This window comes from Providencia sp. PROV116, assembly GCF_028482485.1.
GTDB lineage: Bacteria > Pseudomonadota > Gammaproteobacteria > Enterobacterales > Enterobacteriaceae > Providencia > Providencia rettgeri.
In genome coordinates this window covers 42,198-55,993 of sequence record NZ_JAMPQO010000015.1, presented here as the reverse complement: position 1 = coordinate 55,993, position 13,796 = coordinate 42,198, and the positions used below count along the sequence as shown (strand labels likewise).

The window sequence follows — 13,796 nt, the reverse complement described above, 5'->3', positions numbered from 1 at the left end:
TTTGTGAGCACCCGGAAAAGCGATTTTCTGAGTAGCCAAACGGACTAAGAGCCGTCAACGGCATTATTAAAGAGATTCAGGATATGTTGCAATTTATCCTCCGACGATTGGGGCTTGTGATCCCCACGTTTATCGGTATTACATTATTGACTTTTGCTTTTGTCCACATGATCCCGGGTGACCCGGTGATGATCATGGCTGGTGAAAGGGGGTTATCCCCTGAAAGGCATGCTTATTTAATGGCTGAACTAGGGCTTGATCAGCCACTGTGGAAACAATATCTCCATTATATCAATGGGATATTTCATGGTGATTTAGGAATCTCCCTAAAAAGTCGCATCGGGGTATGGGAAGAATTTTTACCTCGTTTTTTAGCGACAGTTGAACTGGCAACTTGCGCCATGATTTTTGCGATTTCTGTTGGGATCCCAGTTGGGGTGTTAGCCGCAGTAAAACGTGGGTCAATTTTTGACCACACTGCAATTGGCCTTTCTTTAACGGGTTACTCAATGCCTATCTTCTGGTGGGGGATCATGCTCATCATGTTAGTGTCGGTACAGTTAGACCTCACCCCGGTTGCAGGGCGAGTCAGTGACACCGTTTTTCTTGATGATTCTCAGCCTCTGACCGGTTTTATGTTAATTGATACCCTAATTTGGGGTGAAGATGGCGATTTTATTGATGCCGTAGAGCACTTAATATTGCCTTCCATTGTTTTGGGAACGATCCCATTAGCCGTCATTGTACGTATGACTCGCTCATCAATGCTAGAAGTGCTGGGAGAAGATTATATTCGTACTGCTCGTGCCAAAGGTCTTGGCCGCGCGCGCGTAATTTTAATTCATGCATTACGCAATGCATTATTGCCTGTGGTTACGGTAATTGGCTTGCAGGTTGGGGTGATGTTAGCAGGGGCTATTTTGACAGAAACTATTTTCTCATGGCCCGGATTAGGACGCTGGTTAATCGAAGGGCTACAGCGTCGAGACTACCCTGTTGTACAGGGGGGAGTTCTGCTGGTTGCGACATTGATTATCTTCGTAAACTTAGTGGTCGACGTGCTGTATGGCATTGTAAATCCACGTATTCGTCATAAAAAATAAGGAGCGCTAAATGTCTCAATCTACTGAGCCAACTGTTATCAGCGCCCCACAGCCGATGACACCATTACAAGAATTTTGGCACTATTTTAAACGTAATAAAGGGGCAGTTGTCGGGATGTTCTACATTATCCTGATGGTACTGATTGCGATTTTTGCGGGAGTATTAGCCCCACATGCCCCAGACGAACAATTCCGTGATTTCTTACTTGCTCCACCCGTTTGGGAAGATGGAGGAAGTTGGCAGTTTATTTTAGGGACTGATGATGTTGGGCGTGATTTACTGTCTCGTTTAATGTATGGCGCCCGCCTGTCACTGTTAGTTGGCTGTTTAGTGGTTGTTTTATCATTAATCATGGGGGTCACTATTGGTGTGATCGCTGGCTATTTTGGTGGTGTCGTTGACGCATTAATTATGCGAGTTGTCGATATCATGCTGGCATTACCAAGCTTATTATTAGCCTTGGTGCTGGTCGCCATTTTTGGTCCTTCTATTGTTAATGCCTCGATTGCTTTGACGTTTGTTGCATTACCTCACTATATTCGATTAACACGAGCAGCGGTTTTAGTGGAAGTAAACCGTGACTATGTGACGGCTTCTCGTGTAGCGGGTGCCGGGGCAGTACGCCAAATGTTCGTAAACATCTTGCCTAACTGCTTGGCTCCATTGATTGTGCAGGCCTCTTTAGGTTTTTCGAATGCCATTTTAGATATGGCTGCTTTGGGTTTCCTTGGAATGGGCGCACAGCCACCGACTCCTGAGTGGGGAACGATGCTGTCTGATGTGCTGCAATTTGCACAAAGCGCATGGTGGGTTGTGACTTTCCCTGGACTGGCAATTTTATTGACGGTGCTTGCGTTTAACCTGATGGGTGATGGGTTACGTGATGCATTTGATCCAAAACTCAAGCAGTGATGAGGTAACCAAATGGCATTGTTAAATGTAGAACAACTTTCGGTACATTTCGGAGACGAAAAAGCACCGTTTCGCGCCGTTGACCGCATCAGTTATAGCGTTGATAAAGGCCAAGTCGTTGGTATCGTTGGTGAATCGGGTTCAGGTAAATCCGTTAGCTCACTCGCGATTATGGGGTTAATTGATTACCCCGGGAAAGTGATGGCTGATTCTTTAAAATTTGATGGACGTGATTTACTGTCGATCCCCGAAAAAGAACGAAGACAGATTGTTGGTGCCGATGTGGCGATGATTTTCCAAGACCCGATGACCAGTTTAAACCCTTGTTTTACAGTAGGGTATCAGATCATGGAAGCATTGAAAGTTCACCAAGGAGGAAGCAAAAGTACACGTAAACAGCGGGCTATCGACCTCTTAGATATGGTAGGGATCCCTGACCCACAATCACGTTTAGATGTGTATCCCCACCAGTTGTCCGGTGGGATGAGCCAGCGTGTGATGATAGCAATGGCAATTGCATGTCGTCCTAAGTTATTGATTGCGGATGAACCGACAACAGCGTTAGATGTCACTATTCAAGCGCAAATTATTGAATTGCTGTTGGAATTACAGCAACAAGAAAATATGGCATTGGTACTTATCACTCATGACCTCGCTTTAGTGGCAGAAGCTGCACATCATATTATTGTGATGTATGCGGGACAGGTGGTTGAGTCAGCCAAAGCGAACGATATTTTTAAGCATCCTCGTCATCCTTATACACAAGCGCTACTACGTGCTTTGCCTGAATTTGCGACGAATAAATCACGTTTAGCCTCACTCCCGGGTGTAGTGCCCGGAAAATATGATAGGCCTGTGGGTTGTTTATTGAATCCACGTTGTCCGTATGCAACGGAGAAATGCCGTCAAGAAGAGCCAATGTTACAAACCGTTGGTGATCGCCAAGTCAAATGCCATATGCCGCTGGATGATATGGGGAGGCCAACATTATGAGTGACAAACAACATGCTCCATTGCTCAAAGCGGTGGATTTGAAAAAATATTACTCTGTCAAAAGAGGGGTTTTTGCTGCGGAAAAAACCTTGAAAGCATTGGATGGCGTTTCTTTTGAGCTAGAAAGAGGCAAAACGTTGGCAGTAGTTGGAGAATCGGGTTGTGGTAAATCGACATTAGGTCGTTTATTAACCATGATTGAGCAACCCTCTGAGGGTGAGTTGTATTACCAAGAGCAAAACTTGTTAGTAAAAGATAAGTCTGCAGAGAAACTGCGTCGTCAAAAAATCCAAATTGTGTTTCAAAACCCTTATGGCTCTTTGAACCCTCGTAAAAAGGTGGGGCAAATTTTGGAAGAGCCGTTATTGATTAATACTTCATTGTCGAAAGAGCAGCGCAAAGAAAAAGTATTATCTATGATGGCAAAAGTGGGTTTAAAAACAGAACACTATAGCCGGTATCCTCACATGTTTTCTGGTGGGCAGCGTCAGCGTATCGCGATAGCACGGGGTTTAATGCTTGACCCTGACATCGTGGTTGCTGATGAACCGGTTTCCGCGCTGGATGTTTCTGTTCGTGCTCAAGTATTAAACCTGATGATGGATTTACAGCAAGATTTAGGTTTGTCTTATGTCTTTATTTCACATGATTTATCGGTGGTAGAGCATATTGCTGATGAAGTCATGGTGATGTATTTAGGCCGCTGTGTGGAGAAAGGGACAAAAGAGCAGATTTTTAATAACCCTCTTCACCCTTATACCCAAGCGTTATTATCAGCGACACCAAGGTTAAACCCAGACGCTCGGCGCGAACGTATTAAGTTAACGGGAGAGTTACCAAGCCCTTTAAACCCACCACCGGGATGTGCATTTGCAGCGCGGTGCCGTAGAGCATTTGGCCAATGTACGCAATTCCAGCCAACATTGAAGGAATATGACCAGCAGTTGGTTGCATGTTTTGCGGTTGATGAAGATGAAAAACAGGCGATAACGGTGAGTTGATGTGTGAAACGGTAGAAAGGTTAACTTTCTGCCGTTTTTTATTTCATCGTGCCTTTAAATGGCGTTAACATGCTGTTTGTCCTAAATACCCAATCTTTCTTTTTAAACTACTCTTTTGCGGATAAAATCAAGTATACTGGCAGACGTTTCCATTTTCTTTAAAAAGCTGCTTGATTAGAAAGGTTGTGGCCAAATGAATACCCGAGTCCAACGCTCACTAACATTAAAAAGTATGGTCGTATTCTTTATGATTACGTTGCTATCACTTGCGCTTTTTTTAGCTATTCAATTCAGTTACTTAGTTGAGCAACGTAAGCAAGATTATTTAGACCAACTCAGTAACGCTGTAGTACAAATTCAAAAACCATTAACAGATTCATTGTTAAGCTCTGACCTCAACGAAGTTAAACGGCTACTGATAAGTTTAAAGACATCAGGCATTATGGGAAATGCGATTATTACTGTTGATGGTACAACGGTAATGAATCTAAGCTTTGCAACGCCTAAGCCGATACCTAATTGGGTGACTCATTTTGTGGGCATCCCTGTCGAAATGACCGTGCCACTGTATGCATACGGGAATGTTGTGTTGCAGGCTAAGCCTCAAGGGTATTTGACATTACAAGTTGACCCGAACCGTGTTTATCGGTTTGCGCTCAACACCCTTGCTTTGATGACGACAACTTATTTGTTGTTGGTGCTCATTATTGCTATTGGAATGACGTGGTGTGTCAGTCGTATGATAATAAGGCCACTGCGTAAAATCGCAATTGAGTTACAGACAAATTCTGAAGTTAATCAAATTGCTGTGTCTGAATATCATCGTGACGATGAGCTAGGTTTGCTAGCAAAAGGGTATAATCGTCAAAGAAAACAGCAAAAATCAGACTAAGCCATGAACATGGACTCAGCTTTATGGTCTAATATCGTTATAGTGGTGACAATGAAAAATGGAATAAAGCCAAACTATATCGTTTAACCCGATAAGTTCGCGTTTTTCGTTAATTTATCTGTCGTTATTTGCGGTTAAATATAAAGATATAAAACACATAGGGGTTTACATGCAGGGCTTGAAAGTTCGGTATATCATTGGTGTTGTATTATTCTCAGTCGCGCATTTAGCCGGCGCTGAGCCTTTACAACCTGATCCAGCATGGCAGCAAGGGAAGCTAGAAAATGGCTTTAGCTGGCAATTATTACAAACACCACAACGTCCAAATGACCGTATCCAGCTCAGGTTAGCAATTAAAACAGGCTCATTAACAGAAAAAGCGAGCGAGAAAGGATACAGTTACCTTATACCTAAAATGGCGTTGTTTCATCAAACTGAAGCATTTCCAACAACAACATTGCAAGAATTCTGGCGCCAGGCCGCAGACCCTGATATGCCAATTCCACCCGCGGTTGTTTCCTATGACTACACTATTTATAGCTTAAGCTTACCAAATAATCGCCCTGACTTAATTAAGCAAGCCCTAAGCTGGCTAGCGACTTCTGTTGCAGGTGCTGAGTATACAGAAACGACATTGCATAACGGCTTGACGGCACAAAATGTCCCAGTTGCAACACTACCTTTAAATGCCAACGATCCTGTTTGGCGAGCGCGTTTAAAGGGTTCAACGATGATGGGGTATGACCCTGGCCAAAAACCGAATGGTACTGTCGCTCTTGATAGTGTGAACTCGTTTTATCAAAAATGGTACACACCGGATGTGATGACATTGTATGTTGCGGGCCATGTAGATTCTCGAATGTTATCTGATTCAATCTCACAAACGTTCTCTTCATTGGAAGGTAAGCGCTCTGAGCCTGTTTCTGTTGCGGTATTATCAGCAGTAAAACCGCAATCTATTGATATTTTGCAGGAACAACCTGCACAGGATACGCTTTCATTAATTTGGGACATTGATTGGCTACCCATTAAAGATTCAAACGTTTTACTGCGTTATTGGTCGAGTGACTTAGCGCGTGAGGCAGTTTATCGTTCTCTGCAAAAAGCGTTCAATCAGAAATTTAATCAAGGGGAAGTTGTTCCAGGGCTAGATTGCCGCGTGCAATATCAAAAAGCCAGTTGCACATTAACGGTGACGGCAGCGCCTGAAAAAATGGAAGCGGTGACAGATATCGTCGCGAGTGAACTTGCATCGATTAACCAAAATGGTATTGCTGCTGAGTTATTTGACGACATGCTCAAAGAAAAACAGGTGCAGTTATCGCAATTATTTGCTGCTTACGCGCGTACGAGTACCGATGTTTTGATTAGTCAACGTCTGATTTCCCAACAAAATGGGGTCGTTGACATCGCCCCTGAACAGTACCAGCGGTTAAGGCAAACTTTCTTGGCTTCACAAAGCCTTGAACAGGTAAATATGGAAGCCCGTCGGTTGTTATCTCAAGAAGCCGCTTTTGTATTAGCGCAGCCAAAAGATAAACAAATGATGGATGCAGAACAAATTCGCCAGAAATTTACCAAGGTGTTATGGCCGCAAATTGCCGCGCCAGCATCAACAGAAGTGGCTCCTGTTAAGCCTGTTGCAGAAAAGCCAGCCGCACAATAAGTGGGCAAAAATAGAAATATGAAAGATAGCTATTGAATGATTCAGTGGCTATCTTTTAATTTAATGTTGTTGGTTTAATAGCGATTCAATCACACAAATTAGCGTTTCTCGTGATTCTTTGTCATCAACAAACCCTGCTGCACTGGTTTTTGCTTCAGGTGCGTAATAGGCGACAGACCCCCAAAAACCCAAATGGGAATACAAGGTGATGCCATTGACAACATTCACCATAATGCCCAATCGATAGTGTTCTGCACCTTCGTGAGACCCCATACTTAGCATCGTCTCTAGTGTATTCGGTGATGAAAAAATATTCCCCTCAAACAGTGCTTCTAAAAATATCGCCATTTGTTTCGATGACATAACTAAGCCACCGCCACCATAGGCATCCATGGAGGCGTGAATATGAGTTCCATCCCATTTCCCTAAATATTGACGTGCTCTTGGGGCTGAGTCTTGGGATGGTTGTTCTAATGATTCCCAATAGGCACTTTCAAGACCAATAGTGTCGAAATGCAAAAGCTCTCTAACAGCTAGGCCAAGGGATTTACCCGTGACCCTCTCAATAATATCACCGAGCAAAATATATCCAGTATCTGAATAGATAAAGGATTCAGCAGGCGAAAATGTTGGAAACTGTTTACGCATGTACATTTCGATTTGTTCGGTTCGGCTCCAAACATAATTAGGTTGTTTAAGAACGGCTTTGAGGTAGTCACCATCTGCATGGTCTAGTAGACCACTACTGTGTTCTAGTAAATGGCGGATAGTGATAGCTTGAGTGTTATATTGGCTACTGAGTAGTGCATTATACTGCGGGTCAATATATTTAGGTATTGCATCATCAATACTGAGTTTTCCCATTTCAGTAAGGCGTAAAATGGCAGCGGCGGTAAATGTCTTTGTATTACTGGCAATTCGCAGCGGTGTATCAACAGTAAGAGGCATACCTTCAATATCCGCCCCTCTAGCACAGAAGGTATTCACGCTATTTTTGGTTTGATTATGGTAGTAAAGGACGACACCACAAGTTAAATTTTCGAGCTGTTGAATAGGGAGGGGCATAATAATCTCATTATTAAATGATTAAGATGAAGATGCATGCCATCTTAATCATATTTATACAATTCAATGTACGCTTTAAATGCGCTTAAAGAAACAAGTTGGCGACCATATGATGGCAAGTGTTTTTTCTTTTTATATAAATTTGGTGCTATGTTTATCTTCAATATAAGAACATAAAATGTACCCGGATATTGAAGTAAAGGAAAAAACATGAACAACTCGAATATATTTCTACAACGGTTAGGTTTGCGTTATCCCATCATACAAGCGCCGATGGCGGGTGTTTCTACTCCAACACTAGCCGCTGCGGTCTCAGAGGCTGGTGGGCTTGGCTCGCTAGGCTTAGGCGCAAATTCAGTGGAACAAGCTCGCCAATTGATTACTCAAACGCAAGCACTGACAAGTAAAGCATTCAATGTCAATTTATTCTGCCATTTACCGGCTAAACGTTATCCCGCTAATGAGCAGGGATGGATCCAGTATTTAGCACCTTATTTCGCCCAATTTAATGAGACTCCCCCTACTTATCTCAATGAAATTTATCAAACTTTTTTAGATAACTCAGAAATGTTATCGATGTTACTCGAAACAAAACCTGCAGTAGTGAGTTTTCATTTTAATATTCCATCCACCGAGGTGATACAGCAATTCAAGCAACAGGGTATCTATACCATGGCGACGGCTACGAATTTGCACGAAGCACAACAAATTGAATTGGTTGGAATTGACGCCGTTGTTGCACAAGGTATTGAAGCGGGAGGGCATCGAGGCATGTTTGATTTGCAAGCTTTAGATGAAGAACTCACCACTTATGAATTAGTGACGTTAATCTCTCAACATATTGATTTACCAGTGATTGCAGCTGGTGGCATGATGGATGGGCAAGCTATTAATATGGCTTTAGAGTGCGGTGCTGCCGCCGCGCAATTAGGAACGGCATTTTTGCTTTGTCCTGAATCTGCTGCGAATGCAGGATACCGAGCTAAGATCAAGCAGCAAACTGGGGATCACACTCAACTAACTTCTGCAATTTCAGGGCGTCCAGCGAGAGGGATTATTAATCAATTTATTCAAGTAGGCAACGGCTACGAGACAAGTAAATTACCTGATTACCCATTAGTTTATGATATTGGTAAGCAACTTAATGCGGCGGCAATGAAGTCAGATAGCGATGAGTTTGCGGCATATTGGGCGGGGCAGAGTGTGGCGAAAGCTCGCGAGATGCCAGCGCCTTTATTGGTTAAAACGTTAGCAGAAGAAATGAAACGCTAGTTTTAAGCGTGGTAGGGCGGGTTACATCACCGCCCTCAATAAGCTGCTATTCAACCATTTCGTTATCCAATGAACCTTTTGGCTCATCAGTGGCTATCCAAGCTGCACAAAATAAAGTTAAACGTGCAAAGAAGTAGAAGAAGGCCATTAACCCAAGGACTGAACCGAATGCGGCTCCAGAAGGCGATGAAGCAAGGTTAGGTAAAATCCAAGTCATAATGGATTTAATGATTTCAAACCCAATGGCCGCCAGCAATGTTCCTTTAAATAGTGATCTGCGGCGATGTTGCATGCGCGGTAGGATCCAAAAAATCCATAAAAATAATAGGAAGTTGGCTGTAATGGATATGGTTAAACCAATCAGTGTCCAAGCAGGTTTTAGCCATTCTATACCGTCTAGCCCAAGCGTACTGACAATCGTCGCCTGTGCAGAGCCAGCAACAGAAGTCAGGGTAATTGTCACAATTAAGGCAATAAGTAGACCAATTAAAGCAAAGAAGTCGCGAATGTAGCGGAAAATAATATTTTCATGTTCATCTTCATTACGTTCCCATACAGAACGTGATTGCGCCAAAATAGCCAAGCGTAAGTTATTAACCCAATTAACTCCGGAGTATACGGCTAAAGCTAACCCGGTTAATCCAACTGTCGTACGTTGACGTATTGCCGTATCGATTGTTCTTTCTAATGTATTTGCGAGCGTAGGGTCAGTAATATTTGCAGAAATTCCACGAACTAATTTTTCAAGTAGTTCAGGATTACTGGCTAATACAAAACCGGCAGCGGCGAATGAAAACATTAAAACAGGAATTAAAGAGAGAAAGGAGAAATAGGTAATTGCAGCCCCAAACTGGTTTCCCATTCGGTCGTTAAAACGTTGTGCAGTACGAATGATATGAGCAATAAAAGGAATCGCACAAATAAAGTTCACAACTCGCATTGAGAAGGTCAATGCTTTTTTACTGCCATCAATACTTTTATTCAGTGTCGCTTTCAGTTTATTGGTATCTTTTTGTTCTTCTTCCTGCGTATTCGACATTTAATCCCCTTTTCCCGCAACTAAAATTGTCTGACTTTTCGACCTATTTAATGCCTATAAATGAATGATATGCACAATACTATAGCTTAAATTGGCCAATAAATTCATCCCAATGACTGTGTTATGAGATAAATAGTCATTGGGATGTTTGTTTAAAGTTAAAGTAACTAATTAATTAATCAGAGGAAAAGGGGCGATAGGCTAAAGCGCATCTTTATAAACTTTCAGCTCAGCTTGGGCCTCTTTTAATTCAGCTTGTGCTTCTGCTAATTTTCTCTCGCGCTTTTCAATTTTGCTACGGTCATTGCCCTCTAGTTTTTCTTCTTGTAATTCAGCTTCGCGTTCTTGCACTTTTTCTGTTTTCTCTGCTACCTCTTTTTGGCTATCACGGTATAAAGATTCAGGCGTACAATAACGATTCACATTATCTAATGCTTCTTCTAAGCCTCTTACTCGATGCTGATTTCCATGTTGCTTAGCGTAATTGATTTGTTCTTCGATGCGTTGTTTTTTTATTTCGCAGCCGTTTTGTGTTTTTGCTGCCATTGCCGATGAGCTAGCAAAAAATAAAACACAAGCGCTGGTGGTGATAAGTAACTTATTCATAATTTACCTCTGTTTATTTTTAAATTTGTGTTTAGGATAGCGTTTTCTTTCATTCTGGTCATGTGAATTTTAGCATGACTATGGTTATGACATTTGTCGCTAAATTTAGCTATAATGAGGCGGAAGAATAAATCCGGTCTATTTTTTGTTCAAAAAGGCTATCTTTAAAGAACCTATTTAATAATAGTCATCTTAGTGGCTAATATTGAATTTCCTCAGGAAATAAACGTTACATGTTAAGTTATCGTCACAGCTTTCACGCAGGCAACCATGCCGATGTGCTAAAACACACGGTACAGAGCTTGATCATTGAATCTCTGAAAGAGAAAGAAAAACCATTTCTGTATATAGATACGCACTCAGGTGCGGGCCGTTATCAATTAACGGGGGAACATGCGGAAAAAACAGGTGAATATCTTGAAGGGATTGCGCGTATTTGGGAGCAACCGGATTTACCTGAGGAATTATTGCCGTATATGAATATTGTGCGCCAGCTGAATGATAATGGGCGTTTACGCTATTATCCAGGTTCACCATTATTGGCAAAATATTTATTACGTGAACACGATAAGCTGGTATTAACTGAATTACATTCGAGCGATTATCCATTATTACGTACGGAATTTTCACGGGATAACCGCGCGCAGGTTTTCAGAGAAGATGGTTATCAACAACTGAAATCTAAATTACCCCCACAGAGTCGACGCGGCTTTGCGCTAATGGACCCACCTTATGAGATGAAGACGGATTATGAAGCGGTCGTGAAAGGGGTGGTGGAAGGCTATAAACGCTTTGCAACAGGAACGTATGCAATTTGGTATCCTGTTGTATTGCGTCAACAAATTAAGCGTATGGTCAATCAATTAGAAGCAACAGGCATTCGAAAAATACTACAAATTGAATTGGCGGTACGTCCTGATAGCGATCAACGTGGAATGACGGCATCCGGTATGATTGTTATCAACCCACCTTGGAAACTTGAGCAGCAAATGAAGAATGTGCTGCCGTGGTTACACAAAACACTCGTCCCTGAAGGGACTGGACATACGTTAGTTGAGTGGATTGTTCCAGAGTAAACTGTATTTTTGATAGGTAATACCGATTAAATTAACAGGTGTTATCTATCGTAAAGCGCTATTTATGCCATGACAATCAATAGCATGATGCGAGAAAATGCATTCATAAATCATTTAATCAATGGGAATAACCAAATTATGAGCAAACATTACGACTATATCGCAATTGGTGGCGGAAGCGGTGGTATTGCGTCGATGAACCGTGCAGCAATGTATGGGCAAAAATGTGCCTTAATTGAGGCGAAAGCATTAGGTGGGACTTGTGTTAACGTGGGCTGCGTACCGAAAAAGGTGATGTGGCATGCAGCACAAATCTCAGAAGCTATTCGCAATTATGGTCCTGATTATGGTTTTGATGCGACAATTAATCGTTTTGATTGGAAAACACTTATTGATAGTCGTACTGCTTATATTGACCGCATTCACCAGTCTTATGACCGTGTCTTAGGTAATAATAAAGTTGATGTCATCAATGGTTTTGCACGGTTTATTGATGCGCACACTGTTGAAGTGAATGGTGAAACCTACACCGCAGACCATATTTTGATTGCAACTGGCGGGCGCCCAGTGATCCCTGCTATCCCAGGTGCAGAATATGGTATGACTTCTGACGGTTTCTTTGAACTTGAAGCATTACCAAAACGTGTTGCGGTTGTGGGTGCCGGTTATATTGCCGTTGAACTCGCCGGTGTATTAAATGGTTTAGGTGCAGAGGCGCATTTATTTGTGCGCAAACACGCCCCACTGCGCTCATTTGACCCGCTGATTGTCGAAACATTAGTGGAAGTCATGAATACCGAAGGCCCTAAACTGCATACGGAATCAATTCCAAAAGAAGTCGTGAAAAATGCAGATGGCTCACTAACATTAAAACTGGAAAATGGCCAAGAACAAACGGTCGATGCATTAATTTGGGCTATTGGTCGTGAACCAATGACAGATAACCTGAATATTGAAGCAACAGGCGTCGCACTGAATGAAAAAGGCTATATCAAGGTTGATAAATACCAGAACACCAATGTGCCGGGTGTTTATGCGGTTGGTGATAACACTGGCGCGGTTGAGTTAACTCCTGTAGCGGTTGCGGCTGGTCGTCGTTTATCTGAACGTTTATTTAATAATAAACCGGATGAACACTTAGATTACAGTAATATCCCAACAGTGGTGTTCTCACACCCACCAATTGGTACTGTCGGCTTAACTGAACCTGAAGCGATTGAAAAATATGGTGCTGATAAAGTGAAATGTTATAAATCATCTTTCACTGCAATGTATACCGCCGTCACTTCACACCGTCAACCTTGCCGTATGAAATTAGTTTGTGTTGGTGAAGATGAAAAAATCGTTGGCATCCATGGTATTGGTTTCGGAATGGATGAAATCCTACAAGGTTTTGCGGTTGCATTAAAAATGGGTGCAACCAAAAAAGATTTTGATAATACGGTGGCTATTCACCCAACAGCGGCAGAAGAATTTGTGACAATGCGTTAAGCATTGGTTATCTAAAATTAAAAGCTAAGTTCATCTGAACTTAGCTTTTTTTGTATTATTTTGCCAACAGCTCTGCAATCGCAGGAATGGCTGTTAAGCTATCAAGATATTTTTGCATTGCAGGAGTCGCTTCCATGATTTGGTATTTGACTAAAAACATGACAAACGCCCCGACATACACATCCACTGCGGTAAATTGCTCGCCACAAATAAATGGTTTTGCATTATTTAAACCGATTTCTAAGCAGGCCATTGTGCGTTCGACAGAACCAAAACCAGAAGATTTTTGCTGCTCTTCATCTAATTGAATACCTAAGTTATTGATAGTGAATGCGGATTCAATGGGCCCTGCAGTAAATAGGAACCAGCGATAATAATCTGCACGTTTAGGGTCATTCAATGCAGGCGCTAAGCCTTTTTCAATAAATTTATCGGCTAAATAGAGACAAATAGCCGCCGTTTCCGTCACAATCGCATCACCATCAACAAGTGCGGGAACTTTCGCCATCGGATTAATTGCAAGATATTCAGCCGTATGCATATCTGCACCATAACCTAATTCAATACGCTTGTAAGGAACATCTAAAATTTTTAATAGTAGGTCGACCGTGTTGCCACGTGACATTGAATTAGTAAAAAGAACCAGTTCGCTCATGGTGATTTCCTTATATGAAGTTGA

General features: G+C 42.1%; 13 protein-coding genes. 9 read left to right on the top strand and 4 right to left on the bottom strand.

The window, feature by feature from the left end:
- Positions 1-83 precede the first annotated feature (83 nt).
- The 6 genes from dppB to PSE72_RS11220 all read left to right on the top strand — a co-directional run bounded on the left by dppB (position 84) and on the right by PSE72_RS11220 (position 6,568).
- Positions 84-1,103, top strand: a complete 1,020-nt coding sequence (gene dppB / locus PSE72_RS11245) for a dipeptide ABC transporter permease DppB (protein WP_004262635.1) — start codon at positions 84-86, stop codon at positions 1,101-1,103.
- Between the two features lie 10 nt (positions 1,104-1,113).
- Complete coding sequence (gene dppC, locus PSE72_RS11240; RefSeq protein ID WP_115166404.1) at positions 1,114-2,016, top strand: dipeptide ABC transporter permease DppC; 903 nt, start codon at positions 1,114-1,116, stop codon at positions 2,014-2,016.
- A 12-nt stretch (positions 2,017-2,028) separates the two neighbouring features.
- Positions 2,029-3,009, top strand: a complete 981-nt coding sequence (gene dppD / locus PSE72_RS11235; RefSeq protein ID WP_004266046.1) for a dipeptide ABC transporter ATP-binding protein — start codon at positions 2,029-2,031, stop codon at positions 3,007-3,009.
- Complete coding sequence (gene dppF, locus PSE72_RS11230; protein ID WP_115166405.1) at positions 3,006-4,010, top strand: dipeptide ABC transporter ATP-binding subunit DppF; 1,005 nt, start codon at positions 3,006-3,008, stop codon at positions 4,008-4,010. The genes dppD and dppF overlap by 4 nt, the downstream gene beginning before the upstream one ends.
- A 193-nt stretch (positions 4,011-4,203) precedes the next feature.
- Positions 4,204-4,902 (top strand): HAMP domain-containing protein, encoded by a 699-nt coding sequence (locus PSE72_RS11225; protein WP_004266042.1) that lies wholly within the window; start codon positions 4,204-4,206, stop codon positions 4,900-4,902.
- Positions 4,903-5,071: 169 nt separating this feature from the next.
- A complete protein-coding gene (locus PSE72_RS11220) occupies positions 5,072-6,568 on the top strand; it encodes a M16 family metallopeptidase (protein WP_115166407.1) in 1,497 nt (498 codons plus the stop codon).
- Positions 6,569-6,628: 60 nt separating this feature from the next.
- Here PSE72_RS11220 and PSE72_RS11215 read toward each other — a convergent pair whose 3' ends face one another.
- Complete coding sequence (locus PSE72_RS11215; protein ID WP_115166408.1) at positions 6,629-7,633, bottom strand: serine hydrolase domain-containing protein; 1,005 nt, start codon at positions 7,631-7,633, stop codon at positions 6,629-6,631.
- Between the two features lie 210 nt (positions 7,634-7,843).
- Here PSE72_RS11215 and PSE72_RS11210 point away from each other — a divergent pair, with 210 nt between their 5' ends.
- Positions 7,844-8,905, top strand: coding sequence for an NAD(P)H-dependent flavin oxidoreductase (locus PSE72_RS11210; RefSeq protein WP_198641914.1), 1,062 nt, complete (start codon positions 7,844-7,846; stop codon positions 8,903-8,905).
- A 46-nt stretch (positions 8,906-8,951) separates the two neighbouring features.
- On the opposite strand, the gene yhjD is transcribed toward PSE72_RS11210, so the two are convergent.
- Complete coding sequence (gene yhjD / locus PSE72_RS11205) at positions 8,952-9,944, bottom strand: inner membrane protein YhjD (protein ID WP_004266030.1); 993 nt, start codon at positions 9,942-9,944, stop codon at positions 8,952-8,954.
- A 201-nt stretch (positions 9,945-10,145) separates the two neighbouring features.
- Positions 10,146-10,550: a DUF1090 domain-containing protein gene (locus tag PSE72_RS11200; RefSeq protein ID WP_004266026.1), complete on the bottom strand. Its 405-nt coding sequence runs from the start codon at positions 10,548-10,550 to the stop codon at positions 10,146-10,148.
- Positions 10,551-10,783: 233 nt separating this feature from the next.
- On the opposite strand from PSE72_RS11200, the gene PSE72_RS11195 reads away from it, so the two are divergent.
- Both PSE72_RS11195 and gorA read left to right on the top strand, forming a co-directional pair.
- Positions 10,784-11,626 (top strand): 23S rRNA (adenine(2030)-N(6))-methyltransferase RlmJ, encoded by an 843-nt coding sequence (locus tag PSE72_RS11195; protein ID WP_004266023.1) that lies wholly within the window; start codon positions 10,784-10,786, stop codon positions 11,624-11,626.
- Positions 11,627-11,764: 138 nt separating this feature from the next.
- The gene (gene gorA, locus PSE72_RS11190) at positions 11,765-13,117 is read left to right on the top strand and encodes a glutathione-disulfide reductase (protein WP_004266020.1); all 1,353 of its coding nucleotides are present in this window, start codon (positions 11,765-11,767) and stop codon (positions 13,115-13,117) included.
- A gap of 55 nt (positions 13,118-13,172) precedes the next feature.
- Here gorA and PSE72_RS11185 read toward each other — a convergent pair whose 3' ends face one another.
- A complete protein-coding gene (locus tag PSE72_RS11185) occupies positions 13,173-13,772 on the bottom strand; it encodes a glutathione S-transferase family protein (RefSeq protein WP_115166409.1) in 600 nt (199 codons plus the stop codon).
- Between the last annotated feature and the right edge of the window lie 24 nt (positions 13,773-13,796).